Source organism: Arthrobacter sp. TmtSoilC77, assembly GCF_059739415.1.
Genome location: NZ_AP046050.1, coordinates 4,331,290 through 4,350,091, shown reverse-complemented (window position 1 = coordinate 4,350,091; position 18,802 = coordinate 4,331,290). Strand labels below are relative to the sequence as shown.

Annotated in this window: 20 protein-coding genes and 1 pseudogene; 7 read left to right on the top strand and 14 right to left on the bottom strand. The window is 61.2% G+C overall.

Annotated elements, in window-relative coordinates; all coding sequences use genetic code 11:
• Positions 1-101: 101 nt before the first annotated feature.
• From AC6I99_RS20100 to AC6I99_RS20080, 5 genes are all read right to left on the bottom strand, one after another.
• On the bottom strand, positions 102-1,367 hold the full coding sequence (locus AC6I99_RS20100; protein WP_497962011.1) for a HipA domain-containing protein: 1,266 nt from the start codon (positions 1,365-1,367) through the stop codon (positions 102-104).
• Positions 1,368-1,390: 23 nt separating this feature from the next.
• Positions 1,391-1,615, bottom strand: coding sequence for a helix-turn-helix domain-containing protein (locus AC6I99_RS20095; protein WP_309928072.1), 225 nt, complete (start codon positions 1,613-1,615; stop codon positions 1,391-1,393).
• A 120-nt stretch (positions 1,616-1,735) separates the two neighbouring features.
• Positions 1,736-2,878 (bottom strand): restriction endonuclease subunit S, encoded by a 1,143-nt coding sequence (locus AC6I99_RS20090; protein WP_497944191.1) that lies wholly within the window; start codon positions 2,876-2,878, stop codon positions 1,736-1,738.
• A complete protein-coding gene (locus AC6I99_RS20085; RefSeq protein WP_497961654.1) occupies positions 2,875-3,030 on the bottom strand; it encodes a hypothetical protein in 156 nt (51 codons plus the stop codon). The genes AC6I99_RS20090 and AC6I99_RS20085 overlap by 4 nt, the downstream gene beginning before the upstream one ends.
• Positions 3,014-4,369 carry a type I restriction-modification system subunit M gene (locus AC6I99_RS20080; protein ID WP_497961652.1) on the bottom strand — a complete coding sequence of 452 codons (1,356 nt, stop codon included), beginning with the start codon at positions 4,367-4,369 and terminating at the stop codon, positions 3,014-3,016. Before AC6I99_RS20080 ends, AC6I99_RS20085 begins: the two co-directional genes overlap by 17 nt.
• Positions 4,370-4,482: 113 nt before the next feature.
• On the opposite strand from AC6I99_RS20080, the gene AC6I99_RS20075 reads away from it, so the two are divergent.
• The 3 genes from AC6I99_RS20075 to AC6I99_RS20065 all read left to right on the top strand — a co-directional run bounded on the left by AC6I99_RS20075 (position 4,483) and on the right by AC6I99_RS20065 (position 6,198).
• Complete coding sequence (locus AC6I99_RS20075) at positions 4,483-4,989, top strand: hypothetical protein (protein ID WP_309928367.1); 507 nt, start codon at positions 4,483-4,485, stop codon at positions 4,987-4,989.
• Between the two features lie 78 nt (positions 4,990-5,067).
• A complete protein-coding gene (locus AC6I99_RS20070; protein WP_497961650.1) occupies positions 5,068-5,676 on the top strand; it encodes a hypothetical protein in 609 nt (202 codons plus the stop codon).
• 30 nt (positions 5,677-5,706) lie between these two features.
• Positions 5,707-6,198 (top strand): DUF3817 domain-containing protein, encoded by a 492-nt coding sequence (locus tag AC6I99_RS20065; protein ID WP_224165614.1) that lies wholly within the window; start codon positions 5,707-5,709, stop codon positions 6,196-6,198.
• Between the two features lie 125 nt (positions 6,199-6,323).
• Here the strand turns inward: AC6I99_RS20065 and AC6I99_RS20060 are convergent, their stop codons facing one another.
• From AC6I99_RS20060 to AC6I99_RS20035, 6 genes are all read right to left on the bottom strand, one after another.
• A complete protein-coding gene (locus AC6I99_RS20060) occupies positions 6,324-6,941 on the bottom strand; it encodes a PKD domain-containing protein (protein ID WP_497961648.1) in 618 nt (205 codons plus the stop codon).
• Positions 6,942-7,272: 331 nt separating this feature from the next.
• Complete coding sequence (locus AC6I99_RS20055; protein WP_497961647.1) at positions 7,273-7,953, bottom strand: DUF6318 family protein; 681 nt, start codon at positions 7,951-7,953, stop codon at positions 7,273-7,275.
• Positions 7,954-8,079: 126 nt separating this feature from the next.
• Complete coding sequence (locus tag AC6I99_RS20050) at positions 8,080-8,493, bottom strand: hypothetical protein (protein WP_309928064.1); 414 nt, start codon at positions 8,491-8,493, stop codon at positions 8,080-8,082.
• Between the two features lie 60 nt (positions 8,494-8,553).
• Positions 8,554-8,931, bottom strand: coding sequence for an RNA-binding S4 domain-containing protein (locus AC6I99_RS20045; RefSeq protein WP_055975330.1), 378 nt, complete (start codon positions 8,929-8,931; stop codon positions 8,554-8,556).
• A 59-nt stretch (positions 8,932-8,990) separates the two neighbouring features.
• Positions 8,991-10,094, bottom strand: coding sequence for a sulfite oxidase (locus AC6I99_RS20040; RefSeq protein ID WP_224093502.1), 1,104 nt, complete (start codon positions 10,092-10,094; stop codon positions 8,991-8,993).
• A gap of 161 nt (positions 10,095-10,255) precedes the next feature.
• Positions 10,256-11,290, bottom strand: coding sequence for an aldo/keto reductase (locus AC6I99_RS20035; protein ID WP_309928059.1), 1,035 nt, complete (start codon positions 11,288-11,290; stop codon positions 10,256-10,258).
• Positions 11,291-11,579: 289 nt separating this feature from the next.
• Here AC6I99_RS20035 and AC6I99_RS20030 point away from each other — a divergent pair, with 289 nt between their 5' ends.
• Positions 11,580-12,071 (top strand): flavin reductase family protein, encoded by a 492-nt coding sequence (locus tag AC6I99_RS20030; RefSeq protein ID WP_224093506.1) that lies wholly within the window; start codon positions 11,580-11,582, stop codon positions 12,069-12,071.
• On the opposite strand, the gene AC6I99_RS20025 is transcribed toward AC6I99_RS20030, so the two are convergent.
• The gene (locus AC6I99_RS20025) at positions 12,068-12,937 is read right to left on the bottom strand and encodes a hypothetical protein (RefSeq protein ID WP_497961645.1); all 870 of its coding nucleotides are present in this window, start codon (positions 12,935-12,937) and stop codon (positions 12,068-12,070) included. The genes AC6I99_RS20030 and AC6I99_RS20025 overlap by 4 nt on opposite strands.
• A 186-nt stretch (positions 12,938-13,123) precedes the next feature.
• Here AC6I99_RS20025 and AC6I99_RS20020 point away from each other — a divergent pair, with 186 nt between their 5' ends.
• The gene (locus AC6I99_RS20020; protein ID WP_497961644.1) at positions 13,124-13,528 is read left to right on the top strand and encodes a YchJ family protein; all 405 of its coding nucleotides are present in this window, start codon (positions 13,124-13,126) and stop codon (positions 13,526-13,528) included.
• 111 nt (positions 13,529-13,639) lie between these two features.
• Here the strand turns inward: AC6I99_RS20020 and AC6I99_RS20015 are convergent, their stop codons facing one another.
• Together AC6I99_RS20015 and AC6I99_RS20010 are read right to left on the bottom strand one after the other, a co-directional pair.
• A complete protein-coding gene (locus AC6I99_RS20015) occupies positions 13,640-15,604 on the bottom strand; it encodes an acyl-CoA dehydrogenase family protein (protein ID WP_497944195.1) in 1,965 nt (654 codons plus the stop codon).
• Between the two features lie 62 nt (positions 15,605-15,666).
• Positions 15,667-15,969: a hypothetical protein gene (locus AC6I99_RS20010; protein ID WP_224093514.1), complete on the bottom strand. Its 303-nt coding sequence runs from the start codon at positions 15,967-15,969 to the stop codon at positions 15,667-15,669.
• Between the two features lie 342 nt (positions 15,970-16,311).
• Between AC6I99_RS20010 and AC6I99_RS20005 the strand changes: the two genes are divergently transcribed.
• A complete protein-coding gene (locus tag AC6I99_RS20005; RefSeq protein WP_309931925.1) occupies positions 16,312-17,769 on the top strand; it encodes a DUF3375 family protein in 1,458 nt (485 codons plus the stop codon).
• Positions 17,762-18,601 (top strand): annotated as a pseudogene (locus AC6I99_RS20000) (DUF4194 domain-containing protein); the annotation flags it as partial. The gene AC6I99_RS20005 and the pseudogene AC6I99_RS20000, both read left to right, overlap by 8 nt.
• Positions 18,602-18,802: the final 201 nt, after the last annotated feature.

Genomic DNA, 18,802 nt, shown 5'->3' with positions numbered 1-18,802 from the left:
TGAATCCGAAATTGCTGTTTACTGCCCCCATGCAGTCGTCTCCGTTCACACGCACCGATGTCCTGGGATCAGTCAACCATGGGGGAGTGACAGTTCATGTCTTATTTCGTGTCTTGAGACTGAACCAGCGGGAGTTTACGCACGTTGGCCGCTGCGTCATCGGCAACTTTCGGAAGGGGGCCCATCCACTTCTGCAAATCGTCCCTGGCGTAGTCGAATGCTTCCACCATGTGCCGGCAGTAGTGATCGACGACGTCTTCTGCTACATCTACCGCGACGCCGAACTGCGTACCCGTGGAGACCAGCATCTGCCTGCTGATTCGCTGAAGGCGATATTCGCCTTTCACGCTCATTGCGAGGTCGATGCTTGATTCTCCGTCCCAATACGGCGCATAGGTGGCGAGGTCATAGAGCGGGGCCACTTTCACTGCGCTGCCGTTGAGCAGCAAGGAGTAGTTCTTGGCATGTGCGTCAGTGCAGCCGGCCACAGTGTTGAAGACGAAGGCACGATAAAGCACCTCTCCTGCTGTCCGGCGATCGGCCTCGAGAGGAAGCGACCGCGCGAGGGATGCCATATCGCTGGCTCCTGGGCCGCCGTCGCGATGCTGGTACTTCTTTGCAGGTGAAACGCTTAGAGACTGGCAGAGGTCTTCTTGGTGAATGCGGCGCCAAGTTCCGTCTGTGACTTGACGGTCATATCGCCGCGTAACGAACACGTCCCAAGAGCCGATGCGGGCGAGTTCAGATGCTGCTACATCAAGTCCCAGAAAAGCCGCTGCCCTCATGGTCAGCTGCTCGACGACGTCGAGCCGGCTGAAGGTGCCGGCGGAAGGCTTCAAAATGTGTGTCGTTGGCGTTGCGTCTGAGGGGACTCCCCATGTGCCGTCGGCGAACTGGTGTAGGGCAATTTTTGGTTGCGCTCCTGCAAGACTGAAGCGTCCCGCAGCGTCGTCATAGGGCGTGCCATCCTCGTATTCGGCCACGACATGATCCAGCATGTCGGCAACCTCAGATTCGGTGACAGGGGTGACCACATTGCGCGTGAGTGCTCTATCGGAAGATTCCGTGTCCGGTGGCATGAACTGGAGAGCGCCTGCCACATCTGCTCCGATGTGCTCCAGTATGGCGAAAGGATTTGAGGAGGATACCCCAAAGCGCCTGGCTATTGTCCGCAGGGCACCCTCACTGTCCGGCAGCAAGCCTTGTAGAAAGGGCAGGACTGCCCGTTTCTTATGCGAAGCGGCGGCCAGCGGCATGGACAGCGACAACGGAGTTGCGTTCGTCATGGCTCGATACTCGGATGAGTAGCGGAACGTCAGATTGCCTGAGCTTGTCTGCTCGACTAGGCCGCAATGGGTCCCATCCATAAAGACGTCGAGTGCCCGGGCGTTTACCATCGGACCTGGCCAGTTTCAGTGTTGCGTATGGCAACTTCGAACCCCAAGGCTTGAAAGACGTCCATGAATTTCGACGTCTCTACTGTGGCCTTGCCGGACTCAAGGTCGATGACGAAGGTTCGCGAAACGTTTGCCCTGCGGGCCAGTTCTGCTTGGGCCCAGCCCCGCTCTTCACGGAGCTCACGTATGAGTGGACCAGCCTCACGGACGGTTCGCATTCCAGTCTCCTGTCGCCGTACGGCAACTTTGTTAAATGTCGCCGTACGCCGACTTTACCATTTGTTGCCGTACGGCGACAGTGCCTTGACCGAGTGCCGCTCAGTGCCTAGGAAGTTCGGTTACAGCTCTCCTCGGAACGCGCGGTGCTGGAGCGAAGCGAACAAGGTATCCAGTCCGGACAGGTGCTTGCGCTGGGTCACCTTCAGACGCTCGACGGCGGCGATGCGGGTTGCGAAGGTCTGCTGAAGTTCGAGAGGAGGAAGCGGAATGGGTATGGAGAGCAATTTTGGCTTAGCTATGTTCTTCATGGAACCGCCGCTGCCGGATGAGCGTCGGCTGATTTCGTCACGAGTCTCCTTTGACTGGAGCGCCGCCAGTAAGTATCGGGCCTCCACTCGATGCGACGGTACTGCCCTCCACAGTTTGTCCGGCAGGACAGTCGTTCCATTAGTCGATTCGACAAGAGCGCTGGCGCCGACGAGTTCCGTCGTATTTGCCCGACTGATGATGACATCGCCTTTGCGGACAATGTGCTCCGCTGCGGGTTCGTAGCCCGGCGGAAGGGGTTTGGACTGAGATTCGCGGTACTGGCCAGAGGTGATTGCGCTGATTTTGAGCACCCTGCAGGGATTGGAGCTGTCGTCCGACCCGACAAGGTTCTTGCCGCCTACCAACGCCGATACGGCATCAGAAAGTACGTTGGATCTGGGGATATTGCCAAACATAGAATGGAAGATCGACTGTGTGAGGGCGTCGAGGTGGGCGATGGCTTGGCGACGCTTCGTGCGAAGCTCGTCGGCCTCATCCAAAATAGCGGCGATCCGCCGCTGCTCCTGAATGCGCGGATGCGGAACTTCCATGTCCAAGAAGACTCGATTGGGTAGCGAACGACGCCTTGCTGTTGAACCCTGAAGTTTGGCTAAGTAATACGCGATTGCCACGGGTGACCGGAGGAATCGTTCAAGATATAAGGCCTCGGTGACGGTGCTGTCTTTGATATCCCATATAGCATATGCGGGGCTGACTATTCCGGCTGGAAGGGTCCGTTGGAAGGCCAAGACAGCTTCGTCAATCGGAAATCCAACCACAAGCTGCCCGTTTTGAACCACTTTGTACTGGGACAGGTCGGCTCCCGCGACGCGCTTCTTGAACTTCTCGCCCTGAGGAACAAGCCCGTTGCGCATCGTCATGGAAAGCAACGGGTATTCGGTGCTGCCGGCACGCTCCACCTTCGCGGGCTTAACAAGGTCGCCTAGCTTCACTTCAGCAACTCCCGCAGCTCATCCATCCCCTGGGTAATTTCCGCCTCCAGCTCGTCCAGCGCAGCCAGGATCTCCTCGGGGGCGGTGTGCTCGACCTCCTCGTACTCAATCTCCTTGTACCGGTTCAGGGACAAGTCATAGTCGTTGGCCACGATCTCCGACAGTGGGACACAGAATGACTGGTCCGTGCGCCCGCTCGAGTTCCGCCGTTGTGCGTTCATTCCAGCGGGAGAGGACATCCTCAAGGTCGGAAGAACCGAGCGGTGTGCGCTTGTCGTCGAGGCTGAAGCCGTCGGACTTAACATCGTAGAACCAGACGTTCTCCGTGCCACCCGAGTTGGTCTTGGTGAAGAGGAGGATGGCCGTGGAAACACCGGCGTAGGGCTTGAATACGCCGGAGGGAAGCTTCACAACGGCGTCGAGCCTGTGACCCTCGACGAGTGTTTTGCGGAGCGATTTATGGGCCCCCGTGGAACCGAAAAGCACGCCGTCTGGAACGATGACCGCAGCTCGTCCACCAGGCTTGAGCAGCTTGATGAAGAGTGCCAGGAAAAGAAGTTCCGTCTTCTTTGTCTTCACGACTTTTAGCAGATCCTTGGCCACGTTGTCGTAGTCCAGGCTGCCGGCAAACGGAGGGTTAGCCAGAATGACGTTGTACTTTTCCTCCTCTTCGGCGTGCAGGTCGGCAAGTGAATCCCGGTAGGAGACATCGGGATTCTCAACACCGTGCAGCAGCATGTTCATGGAGCCGATACGAAGCATGGTGGAGTCGAAGTCGAACCCATGGAACTGGTCGTTGTGGAAGAACTTCCTGCTCTCATCATTGGTGAGCAGGTTGGGGTTTTTGTCCCTGAGGAATTCACCTGCTTGGACCAAGAATCCGCACGTGCCCGACGCCGGGTCGCAGATGGCCTCCAGCGGCTTGGGCGCCGTCATCGCAACCATGAGATCGATGATGTGCCGGGGCGTCCTGAACTGACCGTTCGTACCCGCCGAAGCAAGCTTGGACAGCATGTACTCGTAGAGGTCGCCCTTGGTGTCTTTGCCGTCCATGTTGATGGCATCGATGACGTCCACAACCTGCTTCAGGACACCCGCGTTGGGGATCTTGAACTGAGCATCTTTCATGTGATGGCTATATGTGGAGTCTTCGCCGTTGGCCAGCTTAGGCAGTTCGTTACGCAAGAACGGGAAGATGCTCTGCGAAAAGACCGTGAACAGCTCGGCTTGGCCAAAGTCTCTGAACTTGGACCAACGAAGGTCTCCGTAGGGGCGGCCCTGGGGATCCAAGCCCTCCGGGAATACTGCATTTTGAAGTGGTAGGCCCAGCATGTTGGCCTTCTTCTCTTCGAGAGTGTGCTTCTCGTCAAGGCGTTTCAGGAACAGCAGGTAAGTGATCTGTTCGATGACTTCCAAGGGGTTGGAGATTCCGCCGCTCCAGAATGTATTCCAGACTTTGTCTACTTGGGACTTAATTTCACCTGTGATCACCCCTGAGAGTTTAGTGGCAGGTGCAGACACTCAAGGACTCGGTGGCTACTCGCTACGCCACGGACGGCTGGGCGACGCAGCGCCCCGTTTGTTGCGGCTTGACACAATGGACCATGCTCTTCACCAAAAAGTCCCTCACCGCCCAAGGTTTCACGGGCTTCCGAGCCTTGGACGACCTCGACGTCATGCGCGTCCCCCAAGGTCCCGGGGTCTTTGCCCTGCTTTGCCCTGCCGGCTTCGAGCCCGTTTTCCTCAACAAGGGCACCGCCGGAACCTTCAAGAAGAAAGACCCATCCCTCAAGCGTGACGCTTTGGAAGCGGAGTGGGTTCCCGATGCTTCCCTGTTGTACCTGGGCAAAGCCAGCGCCGGAAGCCAGGGAAACCGGGGGCTTCGGAAGCAGATCCAGGAGTTTATGGATTACGGCCGAGGGCGACCCACTGTAGTCTGGGACGCCCGCCTCATCTGGCAGCTTAGGGACGCCCTGGACCTGATCATCGCGTGGAAAGAACTACCTCCTTCCGAAGTGAACGCAGCCGAGGCTGCCTACCACGCTGATTTCGTTGCCACTTATGGCCGCCTGCCGTTTGCGAATCTGGTTCAAGCCCGCTCCAGGAAGTAGGGCGTCAAGCACGACGGCGGCACTGGGCTTCTGTTCGGGGCCTGCCATGGGAGCGGCGGGCGGCGCATAATGTCATGCATGACGGCCAGTAACCCCGCTGGAGGCAAACCGCATGAATCCCGGATCACTGTCGAGGTGCCTGTCCTCCGCATAGGCGCCGGGCAAACCGATTACGAGGGACTAAGCCATTACGTCGACTTCCTTCGGAAGCCGCAAGGGCTGCACATGACGTTGCTGCACGTGGGTATCCTCGATGATTTGGTCCAGGACATCGAAGCCTGGACCAAAGGAATGTCGCGGTCAGAGAAGGTACTTCCGGAGATTGCGGGTTGGCTGACAGAGTTGCCCGTACTGCAAGGATTTCTGGGAAAGTCGGACAAACTGATCCCCTTGGGCGGTGGCCGCCTAATGGGCCTGGAAGTGGACGTTCCCCAAGAGGTTCACGACTATCAGGCCCTTCTGGTCCAAGGGCTCCATGTGCTTTTGGACGACCTGGGCCTGGACAACATCGACGACTTCATCCTGAGCTCACCTGCCCTTGGTTACAGGTCACCCCGGTGGTTGCCCCACATTGCTGTTGGCAAGGCCCGGACCCGCCATGAGCCGCCGATGGAAATTGCCCCCGTGCCTGTCGAATTCGGGGACTCGCAGATCCGGAATCGCGGCTCGCTTCCTCTCCCGGGGTGAACATGTTTGTCCTGTCACGGTAAATTGGACGTGACTCCCGTTTCCCAGCTGAGGACTTCCATGCTGCCCCGCACCCTGTTTCGTACCGTTGCTTTTGCCGAAGCTGTGACGTGGACGCTGTTGCTGATTGGGCTGTTCCTTAAGTACGTCACGCACACTACGGAAGTGGGCGTCAGCGTAGCGGGAGGCATCCATGGCTTTGTCTTCCTTTGCTATGGAGCCACAGCAGCCTTCACATGGATCAACCAGAAATGGACTGCCCGCACAGGACTGCTCGCAATCGTCTCTGCCGTGATCCCGTATGCCACGGTTCCCGTGGAAAACTCGCTTGACCGTCGAGGCCTCCTTGCCGGCGATTGGCGCTTGGCTGCCGGAGGAGAGGAACCTCAAGGCGGGCTGGAGAAGCTGCAAGCTTGGGTTCTCAGATACCCGATCCAAGCCGTTGCGATTGTTCTGGTGGGCGTCGCGGGCGTGTTCAGCTTCCTGCTCTTCATGGGTCCGCCGGACACGTGGTTCTCCTGATCTCCTTGCCTGTGGTCCTTTTGGGTGCTGTGGTTTCCTGACCTTCTTTGCGGGCCAAGGCTGCTGTTTTCCGGCGATTTGGCTCCCTTTTAGTCTCAATGAGGGTCGGGAAGCTGCGGGCTCCGTCATTTTTCGGCGTTGGGGCAGCCCCAGGATGTGGGGTTTTCCTGGCAGGTGTCGGCGACGAGTGCTTTTTCTGTTTTCCAGACCTGGATGGTTTTGGGTTCTGTGGTGAGGTCCAGGGTTCCGTTGATGGGCAGTGGTGGGCCGTTGTTCACGGAGTAGGTGCCGGTGTAGCTGGTGGTGATGGTGGCGGGGTAGTTCCCTGTAGCCGTGTAGCTGTGGCTGGTGCGGGTGTCGTTGAGGAGCCAGTCGGCTTCTGGGATGGGATAGCCGGCTGCCGGGGTGGGGCCGAGGCTGGTGCCGTCGCCGAAGGTGTAGGTGAAGCTGGCCGGGGTTGCTGTCAGGTGGACGGTTTGGCCGAGGATGGTGACGTCGAAGGCTTGTTCGGCGGCGGTGGTGTAGAAATTTGTTGGTCCGCCCTTGAGGGTGTGGGGGAAGGGTTGGGCTTGGAGGGTTCCCGGGTTCACGGGGAGTTGGCGGAAGTCGTTCAGGATCCGGGCTGCGATGTTCGCGAGGACGTTTTCGGGTTGGGCGTCGTACAGGCAGGTGGGTCCGCTGATCGCCGGGTAGTCTGTCCACTGCGGGTTCGCGATTGACTTCGGAGCCTGCCTCCAAATCACGGGTGTTCCTTCTTCACCGCCGGGTGTCTTAGGTGGGCATTCCATAGTTAGGCAACCTTTGTCAGGAGTGTCCGTCCCTCCCGAGCGGCAGTGAACATCGGCCATGTACTGGTTGGGGTCGTCAGTGGCGGAGGGCGTGGTAGCTCCACCAGCGCTAGGTGTGGCTGTCCCTGTCGTCGGGTCAAACTCCCATCTGGATCCAACGTCTATGGTTCCGGCGGTTTTGTTAGCCGTAGCCCAGTCCTCTTCATTCTGGGCGGCCCTGCTGAGCGGCGACGTGGCTAACAGGCCTGCGATTAGGGTAGGTACCAGAGCGAGCCTCCATGCATAATCAGCGAATGACACCCGTGTCAACCACCTTCCAGCTCGTTTGGAAGGTGGCAACCACAACAAAGGCATCATTCGTTTCTGCATCTGCCTGACGTCCCTCGGTACCGTCTGCGTTGTAGTAGTTGACGGCGTCCTGAATAACCTGGACCTTGGCTTGATGGGTGTTCTCTGTGTCGTCCCAAACAATCTCAATCGTTGGGATACGCACCTTTCCGCCCACTAGCCAGCGGCCATTCTTGTTGCTGTCCGTTGAGGCTTTTTGGAAGTATGTGCATGCTTGGCATTCGGGAGTGCTCAGTGTTCGGAGGTTTGAGATGTCGCCCGTCTCGTCGGCATAGTTACCGACTGCGTACCAATACCTGATAAACGCCTCCAGCCCCTCCTTCGAGTTCTCCTTCGCCAGCTCGGGCATCACAGGAACCGGCACATTCTCTGCCTTGCCCTTCGCGTCGGCTGGCTTGTAGACAGCGGCGGGAGCAGCACTCCCCGAAGATTCAGTAGCCGAAGGACCTGGCGACAAAACCCCTGAGGTGGGTGACGCCGTCGTCGAGCTTGTTTCGGAAGGAGGACCGCCGGGCTGGCCGCCCTGACAGCCAGTGAGCAGCAACGCGGCTGTCAGTCCGAGTCCGAAGACCGTTCCTCGAACAAGGGCACGTGAAGAATTGGCAAAAAGGCGTGACATGACAGGCTCCCCCAGCAGCTGTTTGGCGATGTGTCGGCCAGTCTAGGCGGGGCAGCGGCAGGGATTCACGTCGAAGAGGACCGCTTGTGGATAACTATTGTTGTTTGTGGAGATGTTGCCCGCAGCTTACGAGACGTCGCGCCGAGGCTTCTCGGCCGCGAGCTGCCTGACCCAGTCGGGAGTTTCTTTTCCCAGCCGGCGGTCTGTGACCAGGCGTAGCTGGGCGGCTGCGATTTGCACACCGCGGTCACGCGCAGCAGCGCCGCGGTCGATCCTGTCGGTTGCCCCGTTGCGTTCGCCGTGGTGTGCCGGCGTTCTCATTGGCTCCGTCATCGTCGACCTCTTATCTGGTATCGCTTGCCACCATTCTGCCCTGTTATCGGACGCCGTTTTCTGCCGCAGCGACTTCCACGCTATCCAAGCAGCAATGACGGCTGCGGCCAGCGCAGCCAAGGGCGCCAGCCCTGCAACAGTTTGCCACCACTCGACCGGCCCAGTATGGATGTTCACGTCGATAGGAGCAGGGGGCAGAGGGATCACTCAACCAAGCTAAACGGCCGCAAGCCAGCAGCGGGTCAGCGGGTGACCGTATGTGGACAACTAACCCCGCAATTTCTCCATGTCCCGCCGGTCCTTCTTGGTGGGTCGTCCGGCGCCGCGGTCGCGCTGGGGAAGGCCGAGCTTGGGGGCGACAGGCCGTGGGGGAGTGTGGTCGGTGAAACAGTGCGACGCAGCCTCGGCGCCAACGCGTTTCGCGATCAGTCGCCTCACTTCGAGGATCCGTTCCCAGCCGGATTCGCGGACCCTGATGGTGTCGCCGATAATCACGCTTTGCGAGGCCTTCGCAGGGTTTCCGTTGATGCGGATGTGGCCGGCGCGGCAGGCAGCGGTAGCCGCGGATCGGGTCTTGTAAGCGCGGATCGCCCACAACCAGGCATCCACCCGGACATTCGCTGGAGATGAAGATGGGATACTCATGATTTGAACGAGTCTAGTCCGGCGTTGACAGCGATCTCGAGAAGCCGGACGGACAAGCCCTACCGAACTGTCACCTCAACCCGCTGGGCCATGTTGTTCCCTATGCCCTGGTAGTTCCACACTTGATCGCTGGGCTGCAGCGCACCCGAGGAGTCCATCGCACGGCACCGCAACTCGTGCTCTCCCGGGCTCGCGACCCACACCATGGTCCACGAACGCCAAGCAAAGTCACCGACAGCAGGTTCCAGGTGGGCCGGCATCCACTCGCCGTCGATTCCTACCTCCACGCGTTCCACTTCACCGTGCCCGGACCACGCCCTGCCGTGCAGCATGACTGGGCCGGCGTCCACTACCCGGCGTCGGGTGAAGAAGTCAGGAATCCCGGGCGGCACCATCAGGGAGCGGACGCGAATGTGCGTCACGGGCAAACCTGGCCCATCGGGTCCCTGGAGGTAGTGGTAGGCCACGGCCTGTTGGAATCCCATGAACCGTGAAGTCACTGCCTCAATGGACGTCAACCACTTCACGCTTGCCATGCCATACCAGCCTGGCACCAGCAGCCGCAGCGGGAAACCGTGCTGGATCGGGAGCGGGTTGCCGTTCATGGCGTAGACCAGCATAACTTCGGGGTGCATCGCCTCGGCGATCGAAAGACTGCGGGCGTATGGTTCCTCAACTCCACCTTGGATACCGCTGTCGGCGCCCGTAAAGACAAGCTCGACGGCGTCATCCGCCAACCCTGCCTCCTCCAGCAGGGGCGCCAAAGGGGTTCCGGTCCACTCTGCAGTGCCTACTGCTCCCAGCACCCAGGGCTGGCTGAGCGGACGTGGCTGCAGGAGCGAGCGTCCATTTCCGGCGCATTCCATGGTGACTGGCATGGTCACAGAAGGCCGCGCCTTGATGTCGTCGAGGCTCAGTTCCAAGCTGTGATCAACCGCGCCACCGAGCCGCAGGCGCCATGCCTCGGCGGAAACGTGCGGGATATCGAAGTGTATGAGCAGATAGTGCAGGCCCGCCGGCGTGATGTCGTCGTGGAGGGCTTCGAGCGGCATTGAATGGTTGCGGCCGGAGAGCTGCAACTCTTCGTGGGTCAGTGGACCTTCGGTCGGCTGTCCCGGGATGACGGCTTTCGCCGCTTCTTGCTTGACATGGGGTTTGGACATGGGAGGCGGCGTTCTACTGGACCTGACGCTGCGGGCGTGCCGCAGCACTTAGGACAAGGATCACGCCATGGTCCAATGCCGTCAATAGGCGATTGTGCGCCCTGCCCGAGGTGCTTCACTAGGACTGAAGGCCACGGAGTGGGCCTCACAGCGCAAGGAACCTACCGGCGTCGAAGTTCCGGGTACTCCAGATGGGGAGCGACCGTGCCGGCGTCCCGCTCAAGGAAGTTGACGGCGGGGGCCACGATGTCATCGATTTCATCCAAAACTGCTTCGCTGAGCACCACGTCGGCGGCCTTCAGGTAGTCGGTGAGATGGTCCTCGGTCCGCGGTCCAATGATCACACTGGTCACGGCGGGGTGGTTCAGGGCAAAGGCGACAGCAAGCTGGATGAGGGTCAGTCCGTACCTGGCGGCCAGCTGTGCGAGTGCGTCTGCCGCGTGCAGCTTGCCCTGGTTGAAGGGAGCGGCCACGTCGAAGCGGCCGGGAACCGCAGCCGCACGTGAGCTTTCGGGCTGGCCCGCGCCAACGCGGTAACCGCCAGCCAGCCAACCGCCGTCGAGCGGTCCATAACTCAAAACCCCGACGCCGTATTGCTGGGTGATGGGGAAAACGTCGCGTTCGTTGGCACGAACCAGAAGGGAATAGGGAACCTGGTCCACCACCGGGGGCGTCAGGTGGTTGGTGTTCGCGATCCACTGTGCCTCGACGAGCTGCGCCGGACTGAACACCGAGGTGCCGTAGTAGAGGATCTTGCCCTGCCGGATGAGATCGTTCAGGGTGGTGATCGTCTCAAGAAGATCAGTGTTGTAGTCGGGACGGTGCGCTTGGTAGAGGTCGATCCTGTCCGTGTTCAGCCGCCTCAAGCTGTCCTCCACAGCCCGGACGATCCACCTGCGTGAGTTCCCGGCATGCGCTGGATTGGACCCCATCTGGCCGTGGAATTTGGTGGCGAGAAAAACGTCGTCGCGCCGTCCGTGGATTGCCTGGCCCACCACGACTTCGGCCTCACCCTGCGAGTAGATATCGGCGGTGTCGATGCTGGTGATGCCGCCGTCCAATGCCGCCTGGATGATGCGGATGCTCTCCGCAGGGCCGGTGGGAGCGGTCCCGGTGCCAAAGTTCAAAGTACCCAGCGTGAGGGGGCTGATCAGGGCGCCAGTGCGTCCAAGCGTTCGTAGCTCGTTGAGGCTCATGTCGGCTTCCTGTGGTGGGTCAGTGGTTTGACAGCTGCGGGCCAGTGGATGGCTCAACCGTCATCAAGGGATGTCCAATCGAGGCTACACAGGGCCGTGGGACCCCGAAATGCAAACGGTAGAACTTCTTCGTTTTTCGTCTTGCGAGGTAATGGAAGGGGCCTTACTTCGCGACATTTCTTGACACGCGGCAACACAAATGTCTTTCGAATCAACAAATATTGCCGTTCCCGGAAGCGGGTGAATTATGGGAAAGGAACTCAAGCAACGCACGATAGGGGACAGCACAATGACACAGACGACCGTGGAAGAAACGGCGGCCATCAAGGCTGCATTTGCGCAGTTCCCGTCCGGAGTGGCTGCCTTCAGTGCCATGGTGGATTTCACGCCGGAGGCCCTGGTGGCGTCGTCCTTCACTGTGGGCGTGTCATTGGAACCGCCATTGGTGATGTTCGCGGTGCAGAACTCCTCCACAACGTGGCCCAAGCTTCGGCAGGCCAGCAGGTTGGGTGTGTCCGTGCTGGCCGAGGGCCAGGAAGCTGCCTGCCTTCAGCTGTCCTCCAAGACCCGGGACCGCTTCGCCGGATTGTCCACCAGTGTCAGCGACTCGGGGGCCGTTCTTATCGACGGCGCGGTGCTGGGTTTCGAATGCGAAGTTGTCTCCGAAACGCCGGCGGGGGATCACGCGATCGTTGTCCTCGAGGTCAAGGCCACCACCATCAACCACGAATCCAAGCCACTGATCTACCACGGAGCATCGTTCCGGCAGCTCGCAGCCTAGGAGTTGCGGCTTGCCCCGCTGAGCGATCCTTTACGGATGGGGCTCGAAGACTTTCCATTCTTGGAAGTGTTCGGGCCTGATTTCTTCGGGCTGTTCCCTTGGGTGGGGCCGTTCCCTTGGCCGGACCTGTTGGATTGAGGCCCGGACTTTTCAGGACCGCTGCCAGGAGACTGCTGCGCGTCCGGGGCCTTCGGGGCGGACGGTTCGTCTTTGCTGGACGGCGGTGTTGGCTCGTCCAGCTCCCGGACCGTCACCTTGATGGCGGGCGGTTCCTCTGCCTTTGCGCGCTCGGCCGCCCTCCGGTCAGCTTCCGCGACGGCGTCGGCCCAGTCCTTTGCAAGTACGGGGGGTTCCTTGCTGGCGGCCACAAGCAAGGGGTGGTGGGCGGTCTGCGTTTCCACCACTTCCTTAACGTGGACCGGCTTGGGCACCTTTTTGGGGCGAACCTTCCACGCACCGTCCTTGACGGCAGAAGTGGCATCCGAGACCCGGCGTCGAACATCGCCAAGGAGGTCCTTCTTGGGTTCCGCGGCGGCAGGATTGTGGGCTGGCTCGGCAGCGGATCCGGCAGGAACGTAGGCAAGATCTTCAAGCGGCGATTCAACAGCGTGACTGGAGAAATCGACGTCGTCACCCGCCGGTGAGGGTACGCGTTCCGGAGCCGGGGGCAAGTGGACGATGGTGACTGTTTCCTTCTTGGGGAAGATGCCGACCATCGCCAAAAGAATCACCGACACAAGCCGTCCCACTCCGGCAACTACCAGAGTGATGATGACGACCACACCCAGGCCCAGGAACATGAGGATAGCCATCCCCACTGTGCCCAAATATGTCAGGTTGATGGCGAGTGTTGTCGGATCCTCCACGTAGCCTCCCCTGGCTGTCGTTTTGCGATGCGCGCATTGCCCACCCAGCTTGCACATCTAGCCTACGGTCCAGCACCGACGGAATCACGCCCCGCACCACCCTCGGGCAGGGTTGTTTCGAAGCTGTTATACGGCGTGGGAAAATATGTTGCCCAGCTCTCATTTTCAGCCTCAGATTGGGACCCAGTGACCCCTGATTTCAGCCGACTCCGCGACGGTGTATGCCCCTGCCTCTCCGGAGAGCAGTACGACGATTGTTGTGGGCGCTTCCACCGGGGCGAGGCCGACGCACCCACAGCCGAGCAGCTGATGCGCTCCCGGTATTCGGCATTCGTCATTCTGGACCCGGACTACCTCCTGCGAACGTGGCACGCCTCAACCCGCCCGGCTTCCTTGGAACTGGACGCTGACATGCACTGGCGCAGGCTCGACATCCTGGGCACGTCCAAGGGCGGGCCCCTGGACAGCACCGGGACTGTTGAGTTCGCTGCGCACTATCGGTCCGACGGGGAACGGGGCGTCCAGCGGGAACTCAGCCGTTTCGTACGCGAGGACAAGGTCTGGTACTACGTGGACGGCGACGTGCGCTAACGCTCCTTCCCGGTTGCCACGGCAAAAACGGCCGAACCGGAGCTTCAGCCCGCGTATCCTTGCGGACACGGCGAGGTGCGCCTGGGACTAAATGGGAAGGAACGCGCCGGATTACCGATACTTGCGGTGCAGGTTCTCCTTGCTTGAGGCACCAGGGGACGCATCGGCGATCCACGGCCCGGTTCCTTCGGACTGGTCCAGGACTCCGGCCTCAAGCCAGGCGTAATCCCCGGCGAGGACTTTGCGCGAAAGGTGGTGGTCGCCGTCGTCGGTGTTCCGCCACAGCTGGTCGAAGTATTCGTCCACCCGCACCCGTGCCTGCTCACAGTAGGCCTCGGCGAGTTCAAAGGCGGTGGCGCCGTGTTCCGGATGGGTACGAAGCAGCATTTCGGCACGTGAGCAGCATGCTGCCATGGCGAACAGTTCGGCGCCGATGTCCACGATCCTGCCCAGGAACGCTTGCTTGTGTTCCAGCTTCGCCTGCCAGCGCCCCATGCCATAGAAAGTCTGCCTGGCGAGCCGTCGCGAGGACCTTTCAACAAACCGCAGGTGCTTGCCCAGGCGCCCGAACTCGCCATAGGACCGCGGATCCATGCCTGCTCCGGCAACGAGTTTCGGCAGCCAGCGGGCGTAGAAACCTGAAGCGCCGACGGCGGCCCTCGCCTTGTCCTGCAAGCTCGCGTCCGCTGAGGCGAGGTCACCCGCGGCGGCAAGGTGCGCGTCCACGGCTTCACGGGCGATGAGGAGTTTCATGATCTCGCTGGAACCCTCGAAGATCCGGTTGATGCGGAGGTCCCGGAGGAGTTGCTCGGCCGCCACGGCGCGCTCGCCCCTGGCTTCAAGGGACTCGGCGGTTTCAAAGCCACGGCCGCCGCGGATCTGAACCAGTTCATCGGCGATCCGGCAGCTGAGTTCGGTGGACCAGAGCTTGGCCAGCGCGGCTTCGATGCGCACGTCCTTTTGGCCGGCGTCGGCCATCTCGGCCGACAATTCAAACACGGCTTCCAACGCGAACGTCGTGGCGGCGATGAACGCAATCTTCTTTCCCACGGCCTCATGCTTGCCTACCGGACGGCCCCATTGTGTACGGGCGTTTGACCATTCGCGGGCAATCTTCAGGCTCCACTTCCCAGCGGCAACGCAGAGCCCGGGGATGGAAAGACGTCCCGTATTGAGCGTGGTGAGGGCGATTTTGAGGCCTTGGCCCTCACGACCCAGGCGGTTCTCCACCGGCACGCGCACTTGGTGGAAACGGGTCACGCCATTCTCGATACCGCGTAGGCCCATGAAGCTATTCCGGTTTTCCACCGTAATGCCGGGGGAGTCCATCTCCACGACGAACGCCGAGATGCCGCCTTTGTGCGTGGTGCCGTCGGCGTCGGTGTGGGCTGGAACTCTTGCCATGACCACCACGAGTTCGGCGATCACCCCGTTGGTGGTCCAGAGTTTCACGCCGTCCAAAAGGTAAGACCGGCCGTCGTCCGACAGAACGGCAGTGGCGCCCATCCGGGCGGGGTCGCTGCCGACGTCGGGCTCGGTCAGGAGGAAAGCCGTGATGGCGCCGGCGGCGCAGCGCGGAAGGTATTCCTGCTTCTGCTCGGGCGTGCCGAATTCTTTGACGGGCTCCGGAACGCCAATGGACTGATGCGCCGAAATCAGTGCGCCCAGGCTCGGATGGACGGAGCCCACCAAAGCCAGCGCGCGGCCATAGTAGACCAGGGACAATCCCAGGCCACCGTATTCGCGGGGGATTTTCATGCCGAAAACGCCAAGGTCCGCGAGGCCTGCAAGGTACTCATCCGGGATCTTCGCGTCGCGTTCGATCACCCGTCCGGACATGGACCTGCAGAACGCCTCGAGCTTGGCCATGAACTCTTCGCCGCGCTCCACGTCCTCCGTTTTGGCTTGCGGCCACGGATGGATCAGGCTGAGGTCGAAGCTGCCCAGGTACAGGCCCTTGGCAAAGCTGGGCCGGTTCCATTCAGTTTCGCGGGCGGCCTCGGCGACGGCGCGGGCTTCTTCTGCTGTGGCGTTGACGCTTGCGGCGGTGAGACTGTTGTCAGTAGCGGACGTCATGGAATAACTCCTCTAGCCGGTTGTGCCGGATGGAGCCAGGGTCCGCCTCGGGTGGGAACCCTTCAGCTGTCCCTCAATGCTACCCGCGGGTAGCTACCCGTGCCAGAGGAAACCTGGGGCTGGAATTCGGCCGGGATTTCCACTTGTCCTGCGTGATGGACCAGGCTGTCCCACGCAAAATTGATGCCATGCACCAAGCCGCCCAGGACTGCCTTGACGGTGTACCAGGCCATTCCCATGGCACCGATCAGAACGATTGTTGCTATGGCCGCTGCTGCGATAAACGCCACCAAAATGGCGGCGAAGACCAGCGTTCCAATGAATACGTAGGTGGCTGTTTCCAGAGCAGTGAAGTCGAAATCCATGGTTCCCCCTATGCGACAGTGCGTGGGTAGACGCGGCGTGGCCGCGTCGATGATCCGACATTAGGGGTGGGCGTGGTTTTCGGCCAGCACAGAATCGCGCCGCGGCCGTGTCGATATGGGATCGAAACCGAACCGGGCGGTATGTAACGGAATGAGTACGACGGCGGCGTGCGGCTTCGGCACCTGCCCCGCCCAACTGTGAGTCTAGGTCGCAGTAGAGCGCGTTTAGGGGCCCGTAAACGTGCTCTGCTGCGACTTAGATGGGTAGGGACGCTCTGCGTTAACCTTGTACGGGGCAGTTTCCGCTGCCAGCCAGGTTTCGCAGCAGCTGAAGGAGAGTAGTTGTCCCGTTCAGCGATGTCCTCCGCCGACGCCATTAGTGCCCGGCTTCGCGACCTTGAGCAACTGACCAAAGGTCCCGCCTGGGCCCTGACGCGTTCGGCACCTTGGGTGATCGCGGTGCTGCAGGCTTCCTTCACCCGCACCCGGCCGCAGCTTCCGCTGGAAGAGTTCCATGCCGACGTCGACGCCTTCCTTGAGCAGCTCCGCCGCCAGGAACCAGGCCTGGGCGGCCAGCAGAACGGCAAGGCATTCGGCGACGAATGGACGCGCAAGCAGTTCCTGACACGCCGCAACCAGTCCGGCCAGATCGTCTACGAGGTCACCGAAGCAGCGGCGCGTGTGCTCGCATTCCTGGACAGCCTTTCCAGCGAGCGCTCCACGCTCAACGGTTCCCGCCTGGGCACGCTGCTTGGCGATGTGGAGAAGCTCGCCAACGAGACCAACCCCGACCAAAGCGCACGTTTGGAGGCACTGGAGGAAGAAATCCAGGAGCGCCAGCAACTCGTCCAGGACATTAGCTCCGGCGAATTCGACGGCCTCCTGGACGACGAAGAAGCTGTTGAGGCCGCAGGCAATATCCTTGACCTCGCCGCCAGCCTTCCCGCTGACTACAAGAAAATGCGCGACCGCATCGAGGAGTTGGTGGGCGAGCTCCGCAACCAGATCATCGAGGAGTCGCTGAGCAAGGGCGCAACCATGGCCCAGGTCCTGGAGGCCGACAAGCGCCTGCGCCAAAGTCCCGAGGGCAGGACGTTCCGCTCCTTCACAGCCTTCCTGGAAGACCCGCAGCAGCAACTGCGTTTCCGGTCCGCGATCGGCGAGGTCCTCAGCCGGCAGTTCGCAGACGATCTTTCGCACGAAGACCGCGAAACGCTGAAGAACCTCGTGGCTGAACTGCGAACCCAGCACAGTCAGATCCAGAGAATCTACGGCAAGCTCTCCGAAAGCCTGAACACCTACATCCAGAGCGACGACGTCCGTCAGTCGGTCAGCCTGCGCAAGGTTCTGGCTGAGGCAGAGCAAGCCATCCGGTCCATGCCCTACGAACGTGACCGGCCCGGCCTGGTACGCGGCCCCGTTCTGTATAACGCCGGATTCGAGTCGTTGGCCATGGTCAAGCTCTTTGACCCGGACGAGTTCGCGACCCCGCCCCGGCTGGCGGACCCCATCGCCTTCAGCGATTCGGACCGGGTGCGCTCGGCACGCACCGGCAAGGCCAAGCCGGCCGTTGTGCGGGCCGCGATGGCCGGCGCAGCCACCCTGGGCGAGGCATGGGAAAACCTGCCCGCCGAGGAACGACACATCAACACCGTCCGATCCCTGCTGTCCATGGCCCTGCACAGCGGCGCGGGATTCGACCGGGCCGCCTGGGAACACATCGACTTCGAACAAATCGACGGCAGTATCCGCACTGCGTACCTGCCTGTCGTCACGCTGAATGAGGATTCTGATGACTGAGGAAATCACGACGACGGACGTCACCGAGGAGGAACAAGTCACCCTTGAGGATGCTGAAGTCCCGGCTGAAACGGCGCCCCACGCCAGCCAAGGCGACCCATTCCGCGTTACCCCGCGGGACACGTTCGTTGACGGCGCTGCGCTTTTCCCCGGTGACACAGGCGTGCTGCCGATGAAGGTCCGTCACGCGCTGGTCAAACTGCTGAAAGGCCCCTACATCGACGGCGGCCGGGACGAGAAGCTCTGGACCACCCTCCTGGACAACCAACTCATCCTCCGCAGCCGCCTTTCGGAACTGTTCCTCACCCTCCAGCTCGATCACGACCGTAAGATCGCAGTCCTCCGCCCCGTTGACCCTGAGATCATCGGCGCCAGTTCACGATCAAGCATCCTGCGGCAGCAGCGTGCACTGAGCCGTGTGGAAACCATCGTCCTGCTGCGCCTGCGCCTGCTCCTGGACCGCCACGTCACAGCCCAGACGGACCCCACCATCACCCGCGAAGAGATCTCGGACCTCGTGGCCAATTACACTCCCCCCGGCCAGCAGGATGCACTCCGCGACTCCGACGTCGTCACCCGCACCATCACCAAACTCCTGGCCCGCCAACTCCTCCTCCCCACCCCCTTGGACGACACCTACACCATCAGCAACGCCCTCCCCCTGGCACTCCCGTTCGAAAACATCGGCGACATCCCGGCCCAAATCGAAGCTCTCGTGGCAGTGGCAGCAGACGAGTCGGGCACGGAGCCCCTCCTGGACATCGACCCAGACTCAAATCAATCCACAACCTCAGATGACGACCTGGACGACGACGCCGCGCCCGGGGCTGGGGACGACGACGACGACGCCGATGCCGCCCCCGCCCCTTCGCCGGACGACTCTGCTGCAAGCAGCGAGCCGCCCGGCTCCGGAAGGCCCGATGCCACTCCCGGGGCGGCATCGGCGTCGTCTACCTCGGGCGCGAACCTCACCGAAGCGAGCGGCGATCCCGGAGACATGCGGCAGCATGCGTCCAAGGTGGGCCCACAACCG

Excerpts from the sequence above, each read along its gene's own strand:
- AC6I99_RS20100 (WP_497962011.1), bottom strand. The coding sequence starts at position 1,367 with ATGGATGGGACCCATTGCGGCCTAGTCGAGCAGACAAGCTCAGGCAAT.
- AC6I99_RS20095 (WP_309928072.1), bottom strand. The coding sequence starts at position 1,615 with ATGCGAACCGTCCGTGAGGCTGGTCCACTCATACGTGAGCTCCGTGAA.
- AC6I99_RS20075 (WP_309928367.1), top strand. The coding sequence starts at position 4,483 with ATGCTCTTCACCAAAAAGTCCCTCACCGCCCAAGGTTTCACGGGCTTC.
- AC6I99_RS20070 (WP_497961650.1), top strand. The coding sequence starts at position 5,068 with ATGACGGCCAGTAACCCCGCTGGAGGCAAACCGCATGAATCCCGGATC.
- AC6I99_RS20055 (WP_497961647.1), bottom strand. The coding sequence starts at position 7,953 with ATGTCACGCCTTTTTGCCAATTCTTCACGTGCCCTTGTTCGAGGAACG.
- AC6I99_RS20045 (WP_055975330.1), bottom strand. The coding sequence starts at position 8,931 with ATGAGTATCCCATCTTCATCTCCAGCGAATGTCCGGGTGGATGCCTGG.
- AC6I99_RS20040 (WP_224093502.1), bottom strand. The coding sequence starts at position 10,094 with ATGTCCAAACCCCATGTCAAGCAAGAAGCGGCGAAAGCCGTCATCCCG.
- AC6I99_RS20035 (WP_309928059.1), bottom strand. The coding sequence starts at position 11,290 with ATGAGCCTCAACGAGCTACGAACGCTTGGACGCACTGGCGCCCTGATC.
- AC6I99_RS20030 (WP_224093506.1), top strand. The coding sequence starts at position 11,580 with ATGACACAGACGACCGTGGAAGAAACGGCGGCCATCAAGGCTGCATTT.
- AC6I99_RS20015 (WP_497944195.1), bottom strand. The coding sequence starts at position 15,604 with ATGACGTCCGCTACTGACAACAGTCTCACCGCCGCAAGCGTCAACGCC.
- AC6I99_RS20010 (WP_224093514.1), bottom strand. The coding sequence starts at position 15,969 with ATGGATTTCGACTTCACTGCTCTGGAAACAGCCACCTACGTATTCATT.